Source organism: Streptomyces sp. NPDC005761, assembly GCF_040630635.1.
In the GTDB taxonomy this organism is placed as follows: Bacteria; Actinomycetota; Actinomycetes; order Streptomycetales; family Streptomycetaceae; genus Streptomyces.
Genome location: NZ_JBEXXX010000054.1, coordinates 19,465 through 43,553, shown reverse-complemented (window position 1 = coordinate 43,553; position 24,089 = coordinate 19,465). Strand labels below are relative to the sequence as shown.

Below are 24,089 nucleotides of genomic sequence, written 5' to 3'. Positions count from 1 at the left end.
TCAGCCCTTCACACCGGTCGTCGCGATGCCGCGCACGAAGTAGCGCTGGCCGAGCAGGAACACCGCCAGGACCGGTACCATGGAGAGCACCGAACCCGTCATGATCATGGCTGACTCCGCGTCGTACTGCCCGATGAAGGCCCGCAGCCCCAGCTGAACGGTCCACAGGCGGTTGTCGGTGAGGTAGATGAAGGGGCCCATGTAGTCGTTCCAGGTGTTCACGAAGGTCAGCAGCGCGAGGCTGGCGAGGGCCGGCTTGGACAGCGGAAGCACGATCCGCGCCCAGATGCCGTACTCGGTCAGGCCGTCGAGCCGGGCCGCCTCGCTGATCTCGTCCGGGATCGTCAGATAGAACTGCCGCATCAGGAAGACGCCGAACGCGCCGAACGCCTGCAGCAGGATGAGTGACGTGTACGAGTTCACCAGGCCGAGCTTCTGCATGATCACGTACTGCGGCACCATGTACGCCTGCCACGGCACTGCGATCGTCGCGATGTAGCCGGTGAACAGCACGTCCCGGCCCGGGAAGCGCATCTTGGCGAAGCCGTACGCCGCGAAGCTGCCGGTGAGCACCTGCAGAAACGTGATCACGATGCTCAGGAAGAACGAGTTGCCCAGGTAGGCGGCGAAGGGCACCCGCGTCCAGATGCTGGTGAAGTTGTCCCACTTGAACTCTTCGGGGATCCACTGGATCGGCACCGTGAACACGTCGCGGTCGCTCTTGACCGACGAGATCAGCATCCAGATGAACGGCAGCAGGACCGCCAGGGCGACCGCGGCGAGCAGCACGTACAGGGCGACCTGCCCGGCGGCGGCCGGCGCGCCCCTGCGCACGCGGGGCTCCGTCTGACGGCCTGCGGGAACTCGGTCCGCGGGCGCGCGGGTGTCCTTGCGCAGGACGGTGGTGTTCATCGCTCGCTCCTTCGCTGCATCCGGAACTGGATCACCGTGATCACCAGGCAGATCAGGAACAGCGCGAGGGAGACCGCCGAGGCGTAGCCGAAGCGGCCCTGCGTGATGCCCTCACGGAAGATCAGCTGGGACAGAACGAGGGTGGAACGGCCCGGCCCGCCCTCGGTCATGACCTGCACCAGGTCGAAGACCTTGAAGCTGGAGACCGTGATCATGACGGTGACGAAGAAGGTCGTGGGGCGCAGCCCAGGCAGGGTGACGTGCCAGAACCGCTGCCAGGGGCCCGCGCCGTCCATGCGCGCCGCCTCGTACAGCTCGGCCGGGACGGTCTGCAGCCCGGCCAGGAACAGCACCATGTAGTAGCCCATGTCCCGCCACACGCTCGTGATGATCAGCGCGGGCATCGCCCAGTCCTGGGAGCTGGTCCAGCCCGGCGGGTGGTCGACGCCGAGGAACGTCAGGAACTGGTTGACCGGCCCCGATTCGGGGCTCAGCAGCATGTTCCACACCACGGCGACGGCGACGAGCGAGGTGATGTACGGGAAGAAGAAGGCGGTCCGCAGGACGTGCACGCCGCGCAGTTTCTGGTTGAGCAGGACGGCGAGGCCGAGCGAGACCACGAGGGTGAGCGGGATGTGTCCTGCCGCGTAGTACAGGGTGTTCTGCAGCGCGGCCCAGAAGTTGGAGTCGTTCCACAGCCGCTGGAAGTTGTCCAGGCCCGCCCACTTCGGGGTGGAGTAGGAGTCCCAGTCGGTGAAGGAGATCGCGAGCGCGCCGATCACCGGTACGAGGGTCAGGGCGGCGAATCCGAGGAAGTTCGGCAGGATGAACGACCAGCCGACCAGGAGGTTGCGGCGCCGTCGGCGCTTCGCGGCGGCCCGGTGGGCCGGGGAAGCGCCGTCGGACGCGTGCGGGGTGGCGCGCGGTGCGAGGACACTCACTGGACTTCGTCCTTCACACGGCCGTCCATCTCCTTGATGCCCTCGGCGACGGACTTCTCACCGCTCATGATCATTTCGTGCTCCTCCTTGAGGATCTGGTCGATGTCGGAGGTCTTGTCGCTGACCGGCATCTCCAGCTGCACCGTGGTCGGCTGCATCGCCTTGCGGGACAGGGCGTCGCTCGGCATGCCCTCGACGGAGAAGAAGGTGTCGAGGATCTTGTCGCTGGTGTACGCGGGCGTGACACCGATCTTCGCGACAGCGGCGGCACCCTCCGGGCCCGAGGCCCAGGTGACGAACTTCTTCGCTGCGTCCGCGTGGTGAGCCTTCTTGTTGACGGCGAACGCGGTGGGCGAACCGAAGGTGACCGTCCTGCCGTCGTTCTTGACCTGCGGCATCGGTGCCATGCCCCAGTTGATGTCGTTCTTGCCCTGCGCCTTCTCGGCGAGCAGCGCGGCCGCCCACCACGAGCCCATCGGGACCATGGCGGCCTTGCCGGTGGTCAGCTGGGAGTCGTAGGTGATCTGGTTGCTGGAGGCTGTGGAGAAGGGCAGGGTGGCCTTCTCCTTCTGCAGGCCGAGGGCCATCTCGTACTGGTCCTTGAAGAACGCGTAGTCGCCGCCGAGCTGGTCGCCGCCGGTCTGTGCGGAGGAGATCGCCTGGACGACCGAGCGCCAGATGTGGAGGTAGGTGCCGTAGACCTTGTCGGAGCCGGAGCCCTTGGTGAACTTCTTCGCCAGCTCCGCGTAGTCATCCCAGGTCAGCTTGGACAGGTCTTCCTTGCCGGCCATGTCCTTGTTGTAGAAGAGGACCCAGAAGTCCGAGCGGTAGGGCAGCGCGTAGTACTTGCCCTTGAGGTCGTAGTCGTCGAGACCGGAATACGACGCCTTGTCCAGCGCGGTCGCCTCGCCGGTCAGTGGCAGGAGCTGGCCGCGGGTGGCGTAGCGGGCGTAGTCCGTCACGTTCTTCATGGTCAGGACGTCGGTGGTGTCACCGCCCGCAAGCATGGTGGTGACCTTCTCCGGGTAGTTGTCGGCGAGGATGTCGACCGGCTGGACGTCGATGCCGGGGTTCTTCGCCTCGAAGCCGTCGATCAGGGCCTTGAACTCGGGCGTGGTCTTGTAGTTCCACAACGCGATCTTCACGACGGTCCTGCCGTCGGACGACGAGGCGTTGTCCGTGCCGCTGGCGTCGCAGGCGGTGGCCGTGAGTGTCGCGGCGACGGCCAGAGGCGCGATGCGGGCGAGCTTCTTCGTCAACTTCATTGCGGCGGCTCTCCTTCGAGCGGTTGGGGACGGTGGAGCGAGCGGGTCGGGTCAGGCGCTCAGGCCCAGGGCCCAGCTCTCCGCGGTGATCTCGGTCTGCAGCGGTCTGCCGGCGACCAGGCGGGCGAGTTCGTCGAGTACGTGGTCGGTCAGCCGGCCGGTCTCGGTGCCCAGGGACCCGGCGATGTGCGGCGTGATCATCACGCGGGCCAGGCGGCGCAGGGGCGAGTCGGACGGCAGCGGTTCCGGATCGGTGACGTCGAGGATCGCGAAGAGCCTGCGGGCGGCGCACTCGGCGGCCAGCGCGTCGGGGTCGACGAGCGAGCCGCGCGCGGTGTTGATGACGGTCGCGAAGTCGGGGAGCAGGCGCAGCTGTTCCGCGCCGATGAGGTGGTGGGTCTCGGGCAGCTCGGGGGCGTGCACGGACAGCACGTGGACCCGCGGCAGCATCTCCTCCAGCGGGACGAGCCTCGCGCCGGCCCGCGCCACCTCCTCCGGGTCGGCGTAGGGGTCGGCCACCAGGCAGGTGGTGCCGCGCAGCACCTGCAGCAGCTCGACGACCTGACGACCGATCCTCGAGAAGCCGACGATGCCGACGGTCCTCCGGAAGTTCGACAGGTCGCCGTAGCCGGTGACCGAGCCCCAGCCCCCGTACGCGCGCTGCTCGTCGGCGGCGAGGAACGGGACCTTCTTCCCGGCGAAGATGACCGCGGCGAGGGTGTATTCCGCCACCGGCACGGCGTTGGCCCCGGCGGCGCTGGTCACCCGGATCCCTCGGCGCCACACCTCCTGCCCGACCAGCTCCCGCACGCTGCCCGCGCCGTGCAGCACGGCCCGCAGGCGGGGTGCCGCGGCGAGACGCTGCGGTGTGAGAGCGGGCGCTCCCCACGACGTGAGCAGCACTTCGGCGCGGGCCAGGCGTTCGCGCGACCGTGCGCTGTCGAGGTCGTCCGTCCAGCAGGGCTCGTCCAGGGTCACGAGGTCGGCGAGGCGGCGCAGCCGGTCCTGGTCGAAGTGCGCCTCGAAGCTGGACCTGCTCATCACGACCAGAGCGCGGGCCTTGGTCTGCATGCGGTGCGGGCTCCTCTTCGTAGGGGCGCCCGCTCAAACAGCAGGTGCCATCCGTGTTTCCGGCGAGTTCCAGCCAGAAGACGCTGAGTCAGAGATAGTGGTCAGCCACACAGAGCCACCAGAGCTCGATCACAGACGAAACGATCCGAACAGACTCGAACATCGCCCGGGATCAGCACCGGACGGGAGGGGATGCGCCATGACGTCGACACGGCCGACCGGGCCCCAGGGGCCCACGGATTCTTCCGCGAGGGCGGACCAGTTGTTCGCACTGCAACGCCGCGAACGGCTGATGGACCGGCTGAGGCTGCACGGCGCTGTTCGCGTACGCGATCTCGCGCAGGACCTCTCGGTCAGCGAGCTGACGATCCGGCGCGACATCGCGGCACTGGCCGAGCGCGGCCTGCTGACCCGGGTGCACGGCGGGGCCACGCTGCCCTCGCCGCTGGAGCAGGAGCCGGTGCGCCGGAGGCGGCTCGCGATGCCGGCGTTCACGATCGGGATGGTGGTCCCCTCGCTGGACTTCTACTGGCCGCACATCGTCAGTGGCGTCCGCAACGCCGCGGCGGCCCATGGCGTCAATGTTCAGCTACGGGGCTCCAGCTACGACCAGGCGGAGGACCGCAGGCAGATTGTCCGGCTGACCGAATCCGGGCAGGTGCAGGGGTTGCTCCTCGCGCCGAACCTGGAGGGCCCGGGCATGCACGAGATGATCGACTGGATCGGCAAGCTGCCGGTTCCCGTGGTCTTCGTGGAGCGCAACACGCCCGCCTGGACCCCGACGCCGCACCAGCTCGAATGGGTGCGCAGCGATCACGCGACCGGGCTGGAGATGGCGGTCCGGCATCTGCACACGCTCGGCCATCGCCACATCGGGCTCGTGCTGTCCAAGGGCAGCCCCACCTCGGCGCACCTCGCCGTGGGGTGGAACCGGGCCTGCGCCGAGCTCGGGCTGTCGGCCGACTTCCTGATACGCGAGAGCGTTGCCCTCGACGTTCCGGGACACCGCCGGATCATCGGCGACATCGTGGAGGGCTGCCGTCGCTCCCGCATCACCGCGCTGATCGTGCACAGCGACCCCGACGCACTCTCGGTGGTCCAGTACCTGACCGAGCAGGGCATCCGCGTCCCCGACGACCTGGCGATCGTCAGCTACGACGACGAGGTCGCCCATCTCGCCGACCCGGCCATCACAGCCGTACGGCCACCCAAGGCACTGGTGGGCCGTACGGCTGTCGAGGTCATGCTGGCCCGCCTGCTCGAAGGCGTTCGGCGTCCGGCCCAACGGGTGCTCGTTCTCCCGGAGTTGATGATCCGCGCCTCGTCGCTACCGGCCGCGCCGCAGTCCGTGCCGGCGCCCACGACGCGGCGCCGCGAGCCGGCCTGAGCGGTCCCGGTGAGACCTTCACCGGGACCGCCCGCCCTGTGGACGAGCGCTGTCTACCGACCGGCGTCCACGTGGGGCGCCAACTGGTCGTACGCCGTTCGCAGCCTGCTCGCGAGCTGCTCGACGCCGACGGTGTCGAGGCCGGCCTGCCCTGCCGCGGCGGACTTCGCGGCGGCGAGGGCGTGCGCGAACACGCGCCACGACGCCGCCGTGTACGCCCCCTGTTCCGGCGTCGCGAGCTCCGCGAGGGCCCGGCGGACCGGCGCCGTGTCGACCTTGCCGTCCGCCTCGTGAGAGGCGGAGAAGGTGTTGAGTGCGTCGAGCACGAGCGTTCCCGACTTCAGGACGAACCGCACCCGGTGCTTTCCGTCCGGCAGGCCCCGTAGCGCGTACGTCGCCAGGCGCTTGTCGGTGACCGCGGTCTTCGCGTTCCTGGCGACGAGTTCGCCGTCGGCATAGACGTCGAGGACGGCGCTGCCGTCGTTGCCGCCGATGACGTCGACCCCCGTTCCGCGGAACGGGACGGTGAAGGACGCGCCGGCCGTCGTGCCGGTCGACGTCGAGCGGTACCAGTCCATCGCGTCGCCGAGCGAGGCCTTCCGGCTCCAGGTGCCCTCGTACGTGACCGCACTGTCCATGTTGTCCAACTGTGCGTCGGCGTACGGCGTGTAGCCGTCGATCCTCTCGACCTTCAGGTTGTCGAAGCCCGTCCGCTGGAAGCCGCTCCCGAGTTTGACGCGGCCCTCCGTCTGCGGGGTCGGGTCGTCGTAGGCCGCGACCGCCCTGCCGTCGACGAAGGCGGTGACCTTCGCCCCCTTCGCCTCGACGGCGAGACGGTAACCGCCGGCCGCGGGGACCCTGCCCTGCGCGCGGACCGCGCCGTACTCGTAGAACGTCCAGGCGCCGTCGGAACCGATACGCAGGTTGTAGGCGGCGTCGCTGATCGCCATGCCCTTCTGCTGGCGCACACCCAGGGCCGCGAGACCGCCGTCCGGATCGGGGAAGGAGACGTCGACGGACGCCTTGTAGTTCTCCCAGCGGAAGTCCCCGACCGTGGTGTTGGGGGTGTTCCTGTTCCAGGCGGCGGTGTCCTTCATGGACTGGTCCATGTACTGGTACAGCACGCCGTCGCCGCCCACCTCCCATGCTCCGGTCTGGTCGACCATGTAGCGGGGCTGGTTACCGCGCGAGGCGAGGTACGGCTGGAACCTCCTGCCGACCTTGACCTTTCCCTCTTCGTCGTACGCGAAGTCGTCGGCGTACAGGTACCCGTCGTGGGTGTCGCCGCGCTTGCCGCTCTCGTCACTGTCGAGGACGGCTCGCTCCCCGGACTCGGGCAGGCGCTGCTTCGTGGACGCGTCGGCGCTCTTGTCGAGCGTGGTCAGGGTGGTGATGGACCGCGGCTTCACGGTGTACGTGTATGCGCCATCGGCATCCGGCCGGATCTCGTCGGCCAATTGCTTGAAGCCGGCGTCGTAGCGCTGCCCCGCATCGGCCGCCCGGGTCTCCCACACCTCCATCGTGGGGTCGCTGCCGAGCCGTAGGTCCTCCGCCCTGATCCGGTACGTCTTCGGCTGGTCACTGTCGTTGACGACGACGGTCGAGAAGTTCCTCTTCTCGGGGTCGGCGAGCGTCAGGTAGCTGGGGGCGCCGTTGGAGCCGTCGAGATTCTCCGTTCCGCTCACTCCGCTGTAACTGGCTTCCGGAACCGTGCGCCAGATGCCCGCCGTGTTCGTGTCGTTCTCCCAGCCCGTCTTCGCGAACCCGGTGAAGTGCTGCATCACGTACAACGCCGCGTCGTAGTGGAGATGGCCCGACCACGGGTCACGTGCGCTGACCAGTTCCTTGTGGCTGTACTGGGCGCCCTCGTAGAAGGAACCGATGGCCGGCTGGAAGATGTAGTGGGTGCGCCTGGAGTTCGCGTAACTCTTGACGAGGCGGTTGGCGACGTCGAGAGCGCTCTGCACGCCGCCGATTCCGGTGCCGGCCCCGTACGGCCCCTCGTTGTTGTTGACGCGGTAGTCGGTGTAGCCGAACGAGGCGGTTCCCTCGCTGTACCAGATCTCCTTGTCCTGGCCGTATGCGTTGTCGCCGGTCGCCAGCCTCGTGTACGGCAGATAGGTCGGGCTGTCCGCGGCGCCCTCGCGCCGGTCCTCCGTGGTGTAGTGGTATCCCGCGGCGTCGACGATCCCGAAGAGCTCGGCGTCGCTGAGCATCGCCGGGCCCATGTTGAGGGTGTTGTTCTCGTCGGAGGCGACGATTTTGATGCGGTGATAGGCCTTGGCGACCGCTTCCCGCTCGCCGGGCGGAATTCCGTAGCGCTCGCTTGCGAAGTCCGTGTCGTTCACGACCGCGTTCTTGTACCATTTGATGAACGAGATGTCCGGCGAGCGGGTCTCGTTCTTGTCCGGGTCGACATAATTGATCATGTACCCGTACTTCTGGTAGACGTCGAGGATGGTCTCCTTGTACCAGCGGTACATCTCGTCGGTACCGGTGCCCTTGTTCCATTCCAGCTGGACCCACTGGGGCATTTCCCAGCGCAGGATCGAGACCTTGAGCCTCGGGTTGACCGTCCTGGCGTCGGCGGCCAGCTGGAAACCCGGGGAGCGGGAGGCGTCGGCGAGCTCGTCCCGGGTGCGCATGGTCGCGGGGTCGGCGCCGGTCGAGGTGTTCGTGTCCGACCCCATCTCGACCTTGACGTGATTGACGAGAGGATTCCCACCGCCGAACAGCACGCGGATGAGCTGCCAGTACCGCTCGGGATGCTCTGCCTTGTAGTCCATCAGCAGATTGCTCGTGCTGTTGCAGCTGAGCACGCCGAGACCCTTGTACGTCAGGCCGTTCACGTTGTCGGCGCGCACGTCGTCACCGTCGACCACGACCTCGACCGGGTCGTCCGCCGCGTGCGTGGCAGGCGCGGCCGCCAGGCCCGCCCCCAGCGTCACGGCGGCTGCAGAGGCGAGCGACACCCATCTCAGCCTTCTCTGCGCACGCCTCGTCGTCTGCGTGCGCGTCTTCTGTGTACGCATCCAGTGTGTACGCATCCAGCTTCGTTCCTTTGCCTCGTCCGTCTCGTCCTGACTCGGGCGCGGGAACATGACACCGCGAAGCCGTTCCGGCCCTCTACGGATCACCCGGACACGACCACACTCATTCGCACTCGAACATCGGGGATCGCGCCCCGTCATTCGGCAGACAGGGCGCGATCCCGGATGTCACCACGTCTCTCCGGCGCCCCAGGGGGCGCCGGCTGTCACTTCCCGTAGGAGACGTGCACTTCCTTGAAGCCGAGGGAGTGCAGGAGGCCCTCCAGCATGCTGGTGGTGTTGGACTCGGCCCTCGTGGTCAGTCCACTGCCCTTGGCCGCCTCGCCGATGTGCGAGACCGCGAGCTTCTGCACGGCGTGTTCGCCATTGGGGTTGTCCGAGAACAGGTCTCCGAGGCGGTCGAGCAGCCCGCGTTGCTTGGAGACGGCGTAGGAGTGTTCGACATCCAGGGCGGGCCTGCCGAGCTGCGCGTGCGGGAGCCGCAGCGTGGCCGAGGTCCGGTCGTCGTTCACCGTCACGTCGTTCCTGCCGACCTTGCCGAGGTCGACGTACGCCTCCACGGTGCCCGCGCCCACATAGAGCGTCCGGGAGCCGCGAACGGCGTCCGGCAGATACTTGGCGTCCTTCTCGAGGTCGACGACCACCTGGAAGTTTCCTGAGGCGGCGTCGAAGCGGCTCATGTCCTTGATGGACTTGAGAAGAGCGGGGCCCGAGCGGTCGGTCGTCTCGGTTCCCAGCAGATCCTTGATACCCGGCAGTACGGCCAGCCTGATTCCGGCGAACAGCACCGCGAGCACCAGCACGAAGGCGGTCACCACCTTCGCCCAGCCGGGCATGCGTCCGGGCAGGTGCCTGAGGGGAGTCGTCATCCGGCGGTCCTCCTTTCCTCTACTCCGGATGCCCCCAGAAACCCTTACGAGACGCCCGAGTTGAGGAACGGGCGAAGGCCGCAGCGGTGCGTGCTCCGTCCTGGCGGCGTCCGACTCCGGCCCGCACGGCGCTTCGGCGAGTCGTCCGGACCGCCGGGGCGCGCTACCGGGCTGGCGATGACGAGGACTCCGGCTGCGGTGTCAGCCTGCTGACGTATCGTTCCCGCCACCACACACCGACGCGGAGGACCAAGAGAGTTGACTGGCCTGTCTCCCTTCCCGCTGCCCTTTCATGCTTCCCGTTCCCTGTCGTTCGCGACACCCCGAACGCTGCGGGAAATCCAGATGATGCGGTGCAGCGCACACATCCGGGCGAAGCCCGGGTGGTTCGACAAGATGAACGATGCCGACATCGTCGCCAGGTGGACGCAGGAAGCGGTCGCCCAAGGGCTCACCGAAGCGCAGGTTCGTTACGTGTTCGCCGAACTCGTTCATTACGCGACGTTGCGGGACGGCCGGACCGGAATCGAGGTGTCCGCCGTCGACGGGGTGTGGCAGTCGGACACACTGGTCGACGACAAGCTCAGGTCCCGGCTGCGCGAGGCGGTCCGGGTTCTGGAGCAGGTCCCTGACGCAGAATTGGACTGGCACCCCGGATCCGAGGGCCAGGTGCTGGATCTGGTACATCCCTCACTGTTCTGTCTGGTGAGAGCGGTGAGCGGGGCGCCCGATCGGGCTTGGCGGAATCCGACGGACCGCTACTCCACATACGAGTTCTCGGAGAGATTCCAGTGGCTTCCCACGGATGTCGACGTCAGTTCCGACGGCGGCGTCGCCTTCCGTTCGTACGTCAACAACGTCCATCCCGAGACTCATCACGAACTCGCATCCGTCCTTCCGGACATGTTCGCGCGCATGCGCCCCCTGTTCGAGAACGTACTCGGCGATCTGCGCCATCCGCGGCCCTTGCGCATCGAGGCCGATCCTTATGCGTGGTACGACTCGGAGCCGGAGCATCCGGACAAATCCTCCTACGGGGATGAGGAGGCATACGAAGAAGCCATTCGCGCATGGGAGGCGGCTCAGGACGACTGGTGGGAGAACCGCCGCCCGGTCATCCCTGACGCCCCGGCCTTCACCCCGCCCGCGCTGCCCGACGATTCCGCCCGAATCGACCTGCGCGGCCGCCCTCTCCAGGTCATCGTCAAGCTCGCCACCATTCATCTCACCCCGGACAAGCCCGAGTACTCCGGCGGTTCCTGGCATGTCGAGGGAATGCTGAACGAGCGGATCGTTTCGACCGGAATCTACTACTGGGACAGCGAGAACATCACCGAAAGCCGTCTGAGCTTCCGAACGGCACTCGACGACCCGAACTACGAACAGAACGACGACAACGGTCTGCGTGAGGTCTACGGCCTGGAGGACGAGGACGCCCTGAACCAGCCGCTGGGATCGACATCGACCCCAGCGGGGCGCTGCCTGGCGTTCCCGAATATCCTGCAGCACCGCGTCGGCTCATTCCGCCTCACGCACCCCACCCGTCCGGGATATCGCAAAATACTCGCGTTCTTCCTGGTCGACCCGTCGGAAAAGATCGTCTCGACGTCCGATGTGCCACCGCAGCAGCCGTGGTCCGATACCTCGACGATGACGCTCGAACAGGCCAGGACCTACCGGGAAGAACTCATGCAGGAACGCAGGTTCTTCGTCAATGAGCACAATGAACAGCTCTACGAGCGGGAATTCTCCCTCTGCGAGCACTGAGTGCCGCCCCCTTATATGCGCGTATCCCAGGTCTGCAGCGCGCGGCGCCGCGGGTGAGAGGGTCGGACATCGGCCGGCTGCCTGAGAACGGCGTAGACGCCGCCTCCCCCACGCCGACGACCGCGAACACCCCTCGCAGAGGACCGGTGACGACAGCGAGCGCGCCGCCGGGGCCGGGGACGCCGGGCGTGCACTGGTAAACTGGGGGCACGCTTGAGAATCGTTGGGGCCCGTACCGAGGGGTACGGGCCCCGGCGCGTTTTGGGCGCCGGACCGAGAAGGGTTGCCCCATGAACGCGAAGCCGCCGGCCCCGAAGGGCGAACTGACAACACCGGACACGGCTGCCCCTGGCCTGCCGCCGGGCGAGTCCTTCGACGGACTCGGGCTTCCGTCGGAGCTGACCGCGACGATGACCGGCCTGGGAGTGACGGAGCCCTTCCCGATCCAGGCGGCGACCCTGCCCAGCGCGATGGCCGGCCGTGATGTCCTCGGGCGGGCGCGGACCGGCTCCGGCAAGACGCTTGCCTTCGGGCTCGCGCTGCTGGCGCGGACGGCAGGCGAGCGAGCGGAGTCGAAGCGGCCCGTAGCCCTCGTGCTGGTGCCGACCCGGGAGCTCGCGCAGCAGGTGAGCGATGCGCTGGCCCCGTACGCGCAGGCACTGAACCTACGGCTGGCGACGGTGGTCGGCGGGCTGGCGATCAACCGGCAGGCAGCGATGCTGCGGGCCGGCGCCGAAGTGGTCGTCGCGACGCCGGGGCGGCTCGCCGACCTCGTATCACGTCGTTTCTGTGACCTGCAGCAGGTGCGGATCACCGTGCTGGACGAGGCGGACCAGATGTGCGACCTGGGGTTCCTGCCGCAAGTCTCGGAGATCCTGGACCAGGTCCGCCCCGACGGACAGCGACTGCTGTTCTCGGCCACGCTCGACCGCAATGTGGACCAGCTGGTGCAGAAGTATCTGCACGACCCGGCAGTGGCCTCGGTCGACCATGTGGCGGGCTCGGTCGCCACGATGGAACACCATGTACTGAACGTCCACCCCGCCGACAAGTACGCGACCGCGACCGAGATCGCCGCGCGGGACGGCCGGGTCCTGATGTTCCTGGACACCAAGGCCGGCGTGGACCAGTTCACCCGCCACCTGCGGGCCAGTGGCGTACGGGCCGGGGCCCTGCACAGCGGGAAGTCGCAGCCGCAGCGCACTCACACACTCGCGCAGTTCAAGAGCGGCGAGATCACCGTGCTGGTCGCCACCAATGTCGCGGCGCGAGGCATTCACATCGAGGCGCTCGACCTCGTGGTCAACGTCGACCCGCCGGCCGACGCGAAGGACTACCTGCACCGTGGCGGCCGTACGGCTCGCGCCGGGGAGTCCGGCAGCGTGGTCACGCTGGCCACTCCGAACCAGCGGCGCGACGTGAACCAGATCATGGCTGCCGCCCGGATCCGGCCGACTGTCACCCAGGTGCGCTCCGGCGAGGAGAAGCTGACCGCCATCACCGGGGCGAAGCGCCCGCCCGTCGAGGGGAAGGGCAGCGGCAACGCCCCGTTCCGCGGCATGGGGACCCGGCCGGGCCGCCCCAAGGAATCCCGCAGAACGGCCGATGCCCGCAGGACGGCGGAAGCACGCGCAGCAGCGCGGGTACGCAAGGGGCGCTGAACCGGCCGCCCTTCCTCCGGCGACCGCCCTGCCTCGCACGATCCTCAGGACGGCCGCCCGCTCAGGGCGCAGATCCGGCTTCCGCAAGCCGCGTGATGTCGCGCACGGCCCGCGGCCCGAACCCTCGCCGCGCGTCGTGGGAGTCGCGCGGGCGCGACGGTTCGGGGGCCTGCCTGAGGGGACGCGCGCCCGCACCGTGCGCGGTTGCTGATGCCCGGGGAGTGCGGCGGAGACCTTGATCGGATCCGGACGGCCGGCCGGCTGGCGCACCGCACAGCCTCGGCACCTTCCGCGCAGAGCAACGCACCGCGACGCCGGCCGGGCCCCTCCCACGCCGGCAGTCGGCTCTCCGGGCAGCCCGGCCGCGGGCGGCCCGCCGGTGCCGTCCCGTCGGCGTCCGCTCCCCCGCACGGGAGGCGTCGACTCCCGGTGACCGCTCCCCGACGCGGCCGCCGCCGGGGCCGACCGCCGTTGATGCGCACGCACCTCCTCCACATATCCGAAGGCAAAGTGACGGAATGAACACGGGGCCATCGGAAATCGCTCCATAAACCCGCCGTCCATACGCATATCACGCACATGAGCGTGCGAGTCCCGCTCATTTTCACACCGCCGTAATACGGAAGCTTTGCGTACTCCTCCGGCAGCTCACCTCGTCGACTGTCCGGAATTGCAGAGTCGGACGGATCGGAGAATCCTGCACACGGTGTACGCACACCGGTCACTGTTCCGGTCACAGGACACCAGGTCGGGGCGGTCTCAGGGGACGATTGGGACAGTAGCGCCCCACGCGAGGTGTGAAGTTGCGAGGACGGCGAATTCATCCCGTGAAGCTCATGGAGAATCTGCCCCCATGGCATGAATGCCTCTGCACGTGATTCGATTCCAGCGAGGCAATGACCGCGGTTACATCGCCGTTCGATTGGCTGTACGAGGTGCGGGCGTGCTTTGATCCTGGGCCATACGGGGGCCGCACGACGGGCTCCCGTACATAAGCAATTCCCATACGAAGGGCGCTCATCATGAACTACACCCCCCAGGTCGAGACCGCCGAGATCTCCGACAGCGACCTCGACAACATCTCGGGCGGCCTCGTCGGCGGTCTCGTGGGCAACGTCACGGGCACCGTCGAGGGCATCGTCCCGGTCGCCGGCATCGTCGGCTCGGTCACCGGTCTCGTCGAGGGCGTCACCGGCGTGAACACGGGCGCGGTCACCGGCCTGGCCACCGGCCTGACCGCCGGTCTCTGAGACACGGCAGTACCCGCCGAGCCCCGGAACCCGATGGTTCCGGGGCTCGGCGCCGATCGCTGACAGGTGAGGGAAGAGTTCCGTGCAGTTCCGCCAACAGGCCCTTTCCAAGCTGCAGTCGCCAGGACAACTCGATCTTCCGGTGCGCTTCGCCCGCCCTCAGGGGCTGCTCGTCCTCTGCGTCACCGTGGTCGTGATGGCCGCCGTCTGCTTCTGGGCCGTGACGGGCTCCGTCGCCGGCACCCTCGACGCCCCCGGCATCCTCACCCACGCGCGCGGCAGTTACCTCCTGCAGAGCCCCGTCGCCGGCCAGATCACCGAGGTGCTCGCCGACGAGGGCGAGACCCTGCCCAGGAACTCCCCCCTGCTCAAGGTCCGTACGGAGCAGGGTGAACGCGTCGTCCGCACGATCGACGCGGGCCGGCTCACCTCCGTGACGGCGACGATCGGGGCGGTCGTCACCACGGGCGCGGACGTGGCGAGCGTCGAGCGGATCGACGGCCCCGACGACCCGCTGGTCGTTCTGCTCTACACATCGGGCAGCAGTGCCGCGTCGGTCCCCGTGGGCGCCTCCGTCGACCTCACGGTCCAGTCCGTGCCCGCCCAGCAGTACGGGGTGCTGCGCGGGAAGGTGGCCGCGGTCGGCAGGGCCGCGCAGACACAGCAGCAGATCACCCGCTTCCTCGGAGACGCTCAGCTCGGCGAACAGTTCTCCCGGCACGGGCGGCCGTTGGCCGTCCTGGTGAGGATCGAACCTTCGGACTCCACGAAGTCCGGCTACCGCTGGTCCTCGGCCGATGGCCCTCCGTACGCGATCGGCTCCATGACCCTGGCCACCGGCTCCATCCGTCTCACCGACCGGCGCCCGATCGATTGGCTGCTCCCGTGACCGCTCCCCACCCCTCCCCCACCACCCAGCAGTTGCCGCCGCCCGGCCGCGGCAGGCACCGCCCGGAGGGGGCCACGGGCAGCAGGCGACGGTCACGTCAGGCACCGAAGCCCGGGCGAACCAAGTCCGTGCGCACCCCCACCGTGCTCCAGATGGAGGCCTTGGAGTGCGGTGCCGCCTCGTTGGCGATGGTGCTCGGGCATTACGGCCGGCACGTGCCACTGGAGGAGCTGCGGATCGCCTGCGGCGTCTCACGTGACGGCTCGCGCGCCAGCAACGTACTCAAAGCCGCCCGTAGTTACGGTCTCCGGGCCAAGGGCATGCAGATGGAGCCCGCGGCCCTCGCAGAGGTCCGGGCGCCCGCGATCCTGTTCTGGGAGTTCAACCACTACGTCGTCTACGACGGCGTGGGGCGCCGTCCGGGACGGCGGGGCGTGCACATCAACGACCCCGACAAGGGGCGCCGGTTCGTGCCCGCCGAGGATTTCGACAACAGCTTCACCGGGGTCGTCCTGGTGCTCGAACCCGGTGACGACTTCGAGCGCGGCGGGCGGAAGCCCGGTGTCATGGCGGCGCTTCCCGCCCGGCTGCGCGGCACGACGGGCACGATGCTGGTCGCCCTGCTCGCCAGCCTGCTGCTGGTGGCGGTCGGGGCGGCACTCCCGGCCCTGAGCCGTACCTATATCGACATGTTCATGATTGGTGAACAGACCTCGCTGCTGGGCGTGCTGTTCACCGCCATGGGCACCATGGTCGCCCTCACCGTCGTACTGACCTGGCTCCAACAGGCGAATCTGCTGCGTGGACGCATCATCGCGTCCACGCTCGGCAGCGCGCACTTCTTCCGGCATCTGCTCCGCTTGCCCGTCACCTTCTTCTCGCAGCGCAGCCCCGCCGATCTCGTCCAGCGCCTCCAGTCCAATGACGCCGTCGCCGAGACGCTCGCCCGGGACCTCACCGCTGCGGGCGTGGACGGCGTCGTCGTCCTCCTCTACGCGTTCCTGCTCTGGACCTACGACCCCCAGCTGACCGTGATCGGAGTGGGGATCGCGTTGCTCAACGTGGTCGCCATGCGCATCGTCGTACGGATGCGGGCCGTCGGCACACAGAAGCTGCGGGCCGACAGCGCCCGGCTCACGAACACCTCGTACACCGGGCTCCAACTGATCGAGACGATGAAGGCCACAGGAGGTGAGAACGGGTACTTCCGGCGGTGGGCCGGGCAGCACGCGACGACGCTGGAGGAGCAGCAGCGCCTCGGGGTCCCGAGCGCCTGGCTGGGCATCGTCGCCCCTCTCCTCGCGACGCTCAACAGCGCGCTGATCCTCTGGATCGGCGGCCTGCGGGCCGTCGAGGGGCACCTCTCGATCGGCCTGCTCGTCGCCTTCCAGGCTCTGGTGACCCGCTTCACCGCGCCGGTCGCCCGGCTCAACGGGGTGGCGAGCAGGGTCCAGGACTTCGCGGCCGACGTGGCCCGGCTCAAGGATGTGGAGAATTTTCCGGTCGACCCGCTGTACTCGCGCCGTGAGCCGGCCGCGAGCACCCGCCGCCTCAAGGGCCATGTGACGCTGGAGGACATCACCTTCGGCTACAGCCCGCTCGACAAGCCGCTGCTCACCGGATTCTCGCTGTCCGTGGGACCCGGGCAGCAGGTGGCGCTCGTCGGCGGTTCGGGCAGCGGCAAGTCGACGGTCTCGCGACTCATCTCGGGTCTCTACAGCCCGTGGGAGGGCACGATCCGCATCGACGGGCAGCGTCTGGAGGACATACCGCGGGGCGCACTTGCCGCGTCCGTGTCTTTCGTCGACCAGGACGTCTTCCTCTTCGAGGGGACGGTCAGGGACAACGTGGCGCTGTGGGATCCCTCGGTCACGGACGACGCCGTGACCGAAGCTCTGCGGGACGCCGCCCTGTACGACGTCGTCGCCCGCCGCCCCCGCGGCATCCACAGCCGGGTGGAGCAGGACGGCCGGAACTTCTCCGGCGGGCAGCGTCAGCGACTGGAGATCGCCCGGGCGCTCGTGCGGCGCCCCAGCATCCTGGTCCTGGACGAGGTCACCAGCGCGCTGGACGCCGAGACGGAGCGGATCATCATCGACAACCTGCGGCGGCGCGGCTGTGCCTGCGTCGTGATCGCGCACCGGCTGAGCACCGTGCGCGACAGCGACGAGATCGTGGTCCTGGACCACGGGACCGTCGTGGAGCGCGGCCGGCACGAGAACCTGGTGGCCGCCGGGGGCCCGTACGCCGATCTGGTCAGGGAGCACTGACATGGCATCCGTACATCCCCTCGCGAGTACGGAGGCTCCCGGGCAGGACCCGGTCATCGGCGCACTGGGGGCTCTCGGAGAAGCGGTCGACTGCGCCGGGCTGCGTAGCCTGTCGCTGGAGGGCCCGCAGGTACTGTGGCTCGTCGTGGGCGGCGCCCTCGACCTGTTCGCGGTGGACGCGGTGGGGCAGGGGCACTGGCACTTCCTGGGCCGGCTCGAACCGGGAACCCTCGTACTGGGACCGGTCGAGGGGCCGCAGCACACCCTGGTGGGCCGGCCGCTCCAGGGATGCGCGCTGCGCCGGATACCGCTGCGTGAGCTCTACCGGCCGGAGTACGCCGACCAGGGGGCGTACGAGGGGCAGTACAGCAGCAGTTACGACACCGGGGACGCCACGCTGAGCCTGCTGGAGCACGCCTTCTCGCTCGGTGTCGGCCGCGGCCGGCGCGTGCTGTTCGAGGCCCCGCTGGACGGGCGGACCACCGTCGACGAGGCAGTGGGCGACGACGACATCCTGTGGCTGCCGGTGTCGCCGGGGAGTGTGCAGTACGGCGCCGCGTTCAGCGCCGAGGCCGCGGGTGACCTGCTCGTCGACGCGGCGATGTGGCAGGGGATGGTCAATCAGCAGTACCGTCTGCTGTCTGCGCTGGACCGCTGGATCGAACAGCTGGAGCGCGCGCACGAGGACCGTACCGCGGCGGGCATGAAGGCGGGCGAGGCCGTCCGCAAGGAGGCCGACCAGGCGCTGCTCACGTCGATCGGCCCGTCCCGGAGGGGCTCCTCACCTGCGACGGGGGCCTCGGACGACGCCGTCCACGCGGCCTGCCGCCTGGTGGCCCGGGACAGCGGGATCGTCCTCGGTGAGCCCGCGACGGGCGGGCCGGTGAGCGACCGGACCGACCCGGTGGAGCGGGTCGCGGCCGCCTCGCACGTCCGCACCCGGGCGGTGCGGCTCGACGGACGTTGGTGGCGGGAGAACTCCGGTCCGCTGGTGGGCCGTCGGGCCGCGTCGGGAGCACCGGTCGCCCTGCTCTGGCGCCGCGGCCGCTACGAAGCGGTCACCCCGCTGACGGGGCGCCGCAGTCGCGTCGACGGCTCCACCGCGCAGGAGTTCGACGAGCGCGCCGTGATGTTCTACCGGCCGCTGCCGGAACAGCCCTTGGGCAAGTGGCAGTTGCTGAGGTTCGGTCTGTTCGGCACGCGGGGCGACCTGCGCAGACTGGTGCTGGCAGGGCTGGTGACAGTGGCGCTGGGGTCACTGGTGCCGATCGCGACCGGCAAGGTGCTCGGCGTGTACGTGCCCCACGCCCAGAACGCCCTCATCGTGCAGGTGTCACTGGCCGTCATCATCTCCGGCGTGGTCTCGGCGGCGTTCATGCTGCTGCAGAACCTCACGATCCTGCGGATGGAGGGGCGGATCGAAAGCACGCTCCAGCCCGCCGTCTGGGACCGGCTCCTGCGGCTGCCGGCCAAGTTCTTCACCGAGCGCTCCACGGGAGAACTGGCGAGCGCGGCGATGGGGGTGAGCTCCATCCGCAGGGTGCTGTCCGGCACCGGACCCGTCGTGGTGCAGGCGGGCACGCTCGGGGCGATGAACCTGGGCCTGCTGCTCTGGTTCAGTGTGCCGCTGGCTCTCGCGGCCGTCGCGATGCTGGTGGTCATCGCCGGGGTGTTCCTCACCATGGGCATGTGGGAGCTCCGTTGGCAGCGCCGTCTGGTGGTGCTGGGCAACAAGCTCAACAACCAGGCGTTCCAGACGCTGCGGGGACTGCCCAAGCTGCGGGTCGCCGCGGCGGAGAGCTTCGCGTACGGGGCGTGGGCGGCGGAGTTCGCCCGGAGCCGCGAGCTGCAGAAGCGGGCGGGCCGGATCAGGAATGCGACGACGGTCCTGAACGCGGTCTATCTGCCTGTGTGTTCGCTGGTCATGTTCGTTCTGCTGGCGGGCCCGGCGCGCGGCGCCCTGACGGCCGCCGAGTTCCTGACCTTCAACACGTCCGTGACGATGCTGCTGACGGCCGTCACCCAGCTCACCGGGGCGTTCGTGTCCGCCGCGGCCGTGCTGCCGATGTTCGAGCAGATCAAGCCGGTGCTCGACGAGGCTCCCGAGGTACGCGGCGCCGGCAGCCGGCCGGGCGCGCTGTCCGGCGGGATCGAGGCCAGGGGCGTGTCCTTCCGCTACTCCGACGACGGCCCCGTCGTCCTCGACGACGTGTCGCTGACCGTGCGCCCGGGTGAGTTCGTCGCGGTCGTGGGACCGAGCGGATGTGGCAAGTCCACCCTGCTGCGGCTCCTCATCGGCTTCGACAAGCCGGTCTCGGGCAACGTCCTGTACGACGGTCAGGATCTGACCGCGCTCGACCAGGCTGCCGTGCGCCGTCAGTGCGGGGTCGTCCTGCAGAACGCCCAGCCGCTGTCCGGATCGATCCTGGACTGCATCTGCGGAGCCGAGGCCTTCACCCAGGAGGAGGCGTGGGAGGCCGCCGCGATGGCGGGGCTGGCCGAGGACATCAAGCGTATGCCGATGGGACTGCACACGATGATCTCCGGCGGCGGCGCGATCTCCGGCGGGCAGCGCCAGCGCCTGATGATCGCCCAGGCCCTCGTCCGGCGCCCCCGCATCCTGTTCCTCGACGAGGCCACGAGCGCGCTGGACAACGAGACCCAGCGCACCGTGATCGAGAGCACCAGGTCCCTGCGCGCCACCCGGATCGTCATCGCGCACCGGCTGTCCACGGTCATGGACGCCGATCGCGTGATCGTCATGGCGGAGGGCCGGGTCGTCCAGGAGGGGCCGCCCGCCGAACTCCTCGCGGACACGGAGGGGCAGCTCCATGACCTCGTGCGGCGTCAGATGAACTGAGTCGACGGCCCACGACAGCGGGAGGGGTCGCGGGTATCCCACCGCGCTCGGCGGTACGAGCACAAGGAGCAGCTCCACGAACGAGAATGCTCCCTGTACGCGCACTGGATCAGGCCCTCTCCGAGGCGTATGCCCAAGGCAGCTGAAGGCGTACCACCTGCCCGGCAGTGACATGAGTGGAATGAGTCCATGACGGCAGTGATCGCCATGCTGGAAGAGCTCAGGGGCGTCGCCCCGCTGAACGCCGGGGTTGCGGCGGCGCAGTTCTCGGCCCAGGGGTGGAAGCCCGGGGGCAAGCCCCGTGACGGCGTGGAGACGTCGTGGGACAGGAACGGCGTCGGGGGCTGGATCCAGACGTTCGTGGGTGGGTCGGTCGTCGTCTCGTTCGCCGTCTGGATCCGTGACGTCGACGAGTCGGGCTACTTCGACGACGTGGACGCCGCCTACGAGCAGGGGGAGCAGGCGCTGGCCGACTTCCTCCCCGCGATCGAGCAGTCCTCTCTCGCCGCCCACCTCGTCGAGGCCGGACAGACGGAGGCGGACAGGGACGAGTTCATCGCGGTGCGGAAGTGGACCCTCGACGGCCGGATCCTGACCGCAGGCGTGATCCAGCAGGACACCGACCTCCCGGTGATGGTCGTGGTGGCGTTGGAGGAGCCCGCACCCGCTTGACCCTCGCGTGCACAGGGTGTCCGCGCGCCCCGCCGGGAACCGCGCGGTGCTCGGGGCTGCGCACGTGTCGATGCCCCCTGCGTGGAATGCGCGGGCCCGGGAATGACGGCTTGGCCGGGCCTCGGGCCGCGGTCGTAGCCGACTGCGCCGACGGCGGACCGCTGCTGCGGCACGCCCGCCGTGGGCCGGAGGCGAGCGGCCACCGGGATCCTCATGTGTCAGGAACGGGCCATGAGAGCGGCGAGAGCCGCCCGGGTGGTGACGTCCGCCTTGCGGAACACCCGGTACAGGTGGGTCTCGACGGTACGCGGACTGAGATAGAGCCTGGTGGCGATCGCCTGGTTGGTGAGGCCCTCGGCCACCAATTGGGCGACCTCTCGTTCGCGTCCCGTCAAGGAGGCCAACCACGGCGGTGAGGTGGCGGACGTGGGCTGCACGGCCGCCCGCGTCATCGCTGCCAGGCCGACCAGCAGTCCTGCGCCTCCGCCGGTGGCCAGCCCGTGGCCCCTCTCCCACATGGCCGCACCACGCGCTCCGAAGCCGGCAGCCACCATCGCCGGCGCCGCGAGCAGCAGTGACCGCGCCTCCCAGAACACCGCACCGGACCGTGCGCACTCCGCCACGGCCCCGGAGAGCAGCGTCGCCGCCCTGGCGGGGTCGCCGTGGTGCAGTGCGAGCTGTGCCGCGCTCCGCATCGCGGAGGCGCGCTGCACGGGCAGACCGAGTTGTTCGGCTTCCTCGCAGGCCCGCTCGGACCATGCGGACGCGGACTCGACGTCTCCCATGGCGAGGGCCGCCGTGACGAGAAGCTCTGACAGGAGGGGGCGCATGGAGGGCTGCAGGCCACGCAGGTCCTCGCCTCCGGCCCGGAGGAGGGCGTCCCGGGCGCGATGCGGATCGCCGCCGGTGAGCGCCGCGTAGCCGAGCATGCACCAGGCCATGGACGCCCGCCAGTTGTCGCTCGGCCCCATGGAGGCAACGGCCTCCTCGGCGGCCGCCAGGGCGTCCGGGTCGCCGGGCGCGGACGCGGCGACGCGCACCTGGGCCTTGTTGGCCAGGACGAAGGCGAGCAGTTCGCCACCACCGATGCCGCGGGCGATGTCCTCGGCCTCGTCCGCCAGTTCCCGGGCCGTCTGCAGCCGGCAGGTCTGGATCCGTACGTGTGCCTTGCACAGCAACAGGAGCGGCAGGAGGTAGATCTGGCCGCTGCGCCGGGCGATACCGAGGCCCCGGTCGGCATGGCGTTCGGCGTCGGCGAAGCGGCCCAGGAAGGCTTCCGCCCATGCCAGCCTGCCCAGTGGTTCGCACAGCGCGATGAGATCGTCGTCGGGCAGACCGTCCATCAGTCCGGCCGCCTGTCCGGCGAACGCACCCGCCGTGGTCACCTCGCCCTCGTAGGCCTCACCGAAGGCGGCGACGGCGAGCGCCCCCGCCTCGCCGAGTTCGTCCCCCAGGGAGCGGGCTTCCGCGAGAGTGCGCGCGACCTCGCCCCGCATCTGCGGATAAGGGGCGTTGTGCGGTGCGGACGAGCTCAGTTCGAGCCCGATGGCCACCCTGTCGGACGGCGAAGGCTGCGGCTGCCGGTTCAGCTCGCGGCGCAGCAGCGCGAGCGCCTCGGGGTATCTTCCGAGGTGCCGCTCCATCAGGGCACAGAGCACCACCACCGATGTTCTGTGGCGCCCGTCCGGGGATGCCGTGCCGATGATCTGGTGCAGCAGGTCCCGGCTTTGCCGCAGCCCGCCCGCAACACCGAGCGCGCGTGCGCGGCGCAGCATCAGATCGCGTCGCTCGGCCTCGTGTTCGGCCGTGTCCGGCAGCAGCCGGAGAGCGACCTGGAGCCAGTGCGCGCAGCTCGTCGGTGCCGTCGACGCGGTCTGCTCGGCGGCTTGCGTCAGTATCGCGACCGCTCGCGGGTCCCACGCAGTCACGGACCGTTCGATGTGCTGGGCCTGATCGACGGCCGCGGCGCCTGCCCGGGCCAGCTCGGCGGCAGCGGCGCGATGGATCTCGACGCGCCGCCGGGGGGCCGTCGACTCGTGCACCAGGCTCCGGAGCACCGGGTGGCGCATCGCCAGCCGCCCGCCCGGTCCCGGTCGCACGAGGTCGCGCCGGACCAGGACGTCGATGGCCTCGTCGAGTTCGGCGTCGGGACGGCCGCACGAGGCGCCGATCACCGGGGGGACGGCGTGTTCGCCGAGAACGGCGACCGCCTCCAGGATCCGGCGCTGCGACGGGGTCAGCGGGGTCAGCTCGTCCAGCAGGAGGGATCCGAGGCCGCTCGGCAGCGTGCCGAGGGCGTGCCCGCTGAGGGCCGAGGAGAGGTTCCCGCCGTGCGCGGCGCCCTCGCGGTGCGCGTGCACGAGGGAGAGGAAGTACAGGGGGTTGCCCTCGCCGGCGGTGTAGAGCTGCGCGGCCCGGCCCGGCGGCAGGTCGGGGGCCAGCCCTTCGACGCATTCCTTTTCCGCGAGCGGCGCCAGACCGATCCGGATCACCGCTTCGGAATCGACTCCGCGGGTGAGTACGGCGGTGAGCGGGGGCGGCGTCTGCCGGTCGCGGCGAGCGAGGACGAGGGCGACCGGGCCGGGTACGGGGTGCCGGACGAGGTGGTCCAGGAGTTCCAGTGACGCGGGGTCCGCCCAGTGCACGTCGTCGAGCGCAACCACCAGGCCGCCCTCCTGGCCGAGCCGGGCCAACAGCCGTGCCGAAGCCCGGTGGAGACCGAAGCGGTCGGTGGTGGAGGTTCCCGGCCGGGGGACCGGTCCGCTCCCCCGGCCGCCGAGCATCGGCGCGACTGCGTCGAGCAGTGCCGGTGCCACTCCGAGCGGACGGTGGTCCAGATCGGCGAACGCATCGGAGAACGGCTGGAACGGGAGGTGCCGCTCGTACTCCGTGGCCCGGCCGCGCAGCACCGTCATCCCGCGCTGCCGGGCGCGCTTGCAGAACTCCCCCATCAGCCGGCTCTTGCCGATCCCTGCCGCGCCGGTGATGTCGACGAGGGGTGGGCCCCCTTGGCCCAGCCGGTCGAGCATGGCGTCGAACAGGCCCAGTTCGGCCGTGCGGCCGACGAACGGACTCCCGGCATCGTGGCGCACGGGAGCGCCGTACGGCGCTCCCACCTGTGTGATCTCTCTGCCGAACTCCACGACAGTGTCTACCACGCCCAACGTCACCAGGTTCGAAGTTCGCACATACGCCGCCCCCTTGCGCGCCCGCCGAAGGCGGCTG

At 69.5% G+C, this 24,089-nt stretch carries 15 protein-coding genes; 8 read left to right on the top strand and 7 right to left on the bottom strand.

Annotated elements, in window-relative coordinates:
- The 4 genes from ABZ434_RS32510 to ABZ434_RS32495 are packed head-to-tail and all read right to left on the bottom strand — an operon-like array spanning window position 1 to window position 4,189.
- Window positions 1-912 (bottom strand): carbohydrate ABC transporter permease, encoded by a 912-nt coding sequence (locus ABZ434_RS32510; protein WP_359144424.1) that lies wholly within the window; start codon window positions 910-912, stop codon window positions 1-3.
- Window positions 909-1,853: a sugar ABC transporter permease gene (locus ABZ434_RS32505; protein WP_359144421.1), complete on the bottom strand. Its 945-nt coding sequence runs from the start codon at window positions 1,851-1,853 to the stop codon at window positions 909-911. Before ABZ434_RS32505 ends, ABZ434_RS32510 begins: the two co-directional genes overlap by 4 nt.
- On the bottom strand, window positions 1,850-3,118 hold the full coding sequence (locus ABZ434_RS32500; RefSeq protein WP_359144419.1) for a sugar ABC transporter substrate-binding protein: 1,269 nt from the start codon (window positions 3,116-3,118) through the stop codon (window positions 1,850-1,852). Before ABZ434_RS32500 ends, ABZ434_RS32505 begins: the two co-directional genes overlap by 4 nt.
- A 51-nt stretch (window positions 3,119-3,169) precedes the next feature.
- Window positions 3,170-4,189, bottom strand: coding sequence for a hydroxyacid dehydrogenase (locus ABZ434_RS32495; RefSeq protein WP_359144415.1), 1,020 nt, complete (start codon window positions 4,187-4,189; stop codon window positions 3,170-3,172).
- A gap of 199 nt (window positions 4,190-4,388) precedes the next feature.
- On the opposite strand from ABZ434_RS32495, the gene ABZ434_RS32490 reads away from it, so the two are divergent.
- Window positions 4,389-5,576 carry a substrate-binding domain-containing protein gene (locus ABZ434_RS32490; protein WP_359144412.1) on the top strand — a complete coding sequence of 396 codons (1,188 nt, stop codon included), beginning with the start codon at window positions 4,389-4,391 and terminating at the stop codon, window positions 5,574-5,576.
- A 53-nt stretch (window positions 5,577-5,629) separates the two neighbouring features.
- Here the strand turns inward: ABZ434_RS32490 and ABZ434_RS32485 are convergent, their stop codons facing one another.
- Window positions 5,630-8,548, bottom strand: a complete 2,919-nt coding sequence (locus tag ABZ434_RS32485) for a GH59 galactosidase (RefSeq protein WP_359144409.1) — start codon at window positions 8,546-8,548, stop codon at window positions 5,630-5,632.
- A gap of 284 nt (window positions 8,549-8,832) precedes the next feature.
- A complete protein-coding gene (locus tag ABZ434_RS32480) occupies window positions 8,833-9,495 on the bottom strand; it encodes a DUF4230 domain-containing protein (RefSeq protein WP_359144406.1) in 663 nt (220 codons plus the stop codon).
- Window positions 9,496-9,753: 258 nt separating this feature from the next.
- Between ABZ434_RS32480 and ABZ434_RS32475 the strand changes: the two genes are divergently transcribed.
- The 7 genes from ABZ434_RS32475 to ABZ434_RS32445 all read left to right on the top strand — a co-directional run bounded on the left by ABZ434_RS32475 (window position 9,754) and on the right by ABZ434_RS32445 (window position 20,864).
- Window positions 9,754-11,262 (top strand): DUF4246 domain-containing protein, encoded by a 1,509-nt coding sequence (locus ABZ434_RS32475; protein WP_359144403.1) that lies wholly within the window; start codon window positions 9,754-9,756, stop codon window positions 11,260-11,262.
- Between the two features lie 290 nt (window positions 11,263-11,552).
- Window positions 11,553-12,923 (top strand): DEAD/DEAH box helicase, encoded by a 1,371-nt coding sequence (locus ABZ434_RS32470; protein WP_359144400.1) that lies wholly within the window; start codon window positions 11,553-11,555, stop codon window positions 12,921-12,923.
- 1,022 nt (window positions 12,924-13,945) lie between these two features.
- Window positions 13,946-14,173: a type A2 lantipeptide gene (locus ABZ434_RS32465; RefSeq protein WP_359144397.1), complete on the top strand. Its 228-nt coding sequence runs from the start codon at window positions 13,946-13,948 to the stop codon at window positions 14,171-14,173.
- An 82-nt stretch (window positions 14,174-14,255) separates the two neighbouring features.
- Window positions 14,256-15,062 carry an HlyD family efflux transporter periplasmic adaptor subunit gene (locus tag ABZ434_RS32460; protein WP_359144394.1) on the top strand — a complete coding sequence of 269 codons (807 nt, stop codon included), beginning with the start codon at window positions 14,256-14,258 and terminating at the stop codon, window positions 15,060-15,062.
- Entirely contained in the window at window positions 15,059-17,332 is a 2,274-nt protein-coding gene (locus ABZ434_RS32455) for an NHLP family bacteriocin export ABC transporter peptidase/permease/ATPase subunit (protein WP_359144391.1), read from the top strand. The genes ABZ434_RS32460 and ABZ434_RS32455 overlap by 4 nt, the downstream gene beginning before the upstream one ends.
- 1 nt (window position 17,333) lies before the next feature.
- Window positions 17,334-20,192, top strand: coding sequence for an NHLP bacteriocin export ABC transporter permease/ATPase subunit (locus ABZ434_RS32450; RefSeq protein WP_359144388.1), 2,859 nt, complete (start codon window positions 17,334-17,336; stop codon window positions 20,190-20,192).
- A 189-nt stretch (window positions 20,193-20,381) separates the two neighbouring features.
- Entirely contained in the window at window positions 20,382-20,864 is a 483-nt protein-coding gene (locus tag ABZ434_RS32445; RefSeq protein ID WP_359144385.1) for a hypothetical protein, read from the top strand.
- A 218-nt stretch (window positions 20,865-21,082) separates the two neighbouring features.
- On the opposite strand, the gene ABZ434_RS32440 is transcribed toward ABZ434_RS32445, so the two are convergent.
- The gene (locus ABZ434_RS32440) at window positions 21,083-24,007 is read right to left on the bottom strand and encodes an AAA family ATPase (protein ID WP_359144382.1); all 2,925 of its coding nucleotides are present in this window, start codon (window positions 24,005-24,007) and stop codon (window positions 21,083-21,085) included.
- Between the last annotated feature and the right edge of the window lie 82 nt (window positions 24,008-24,089).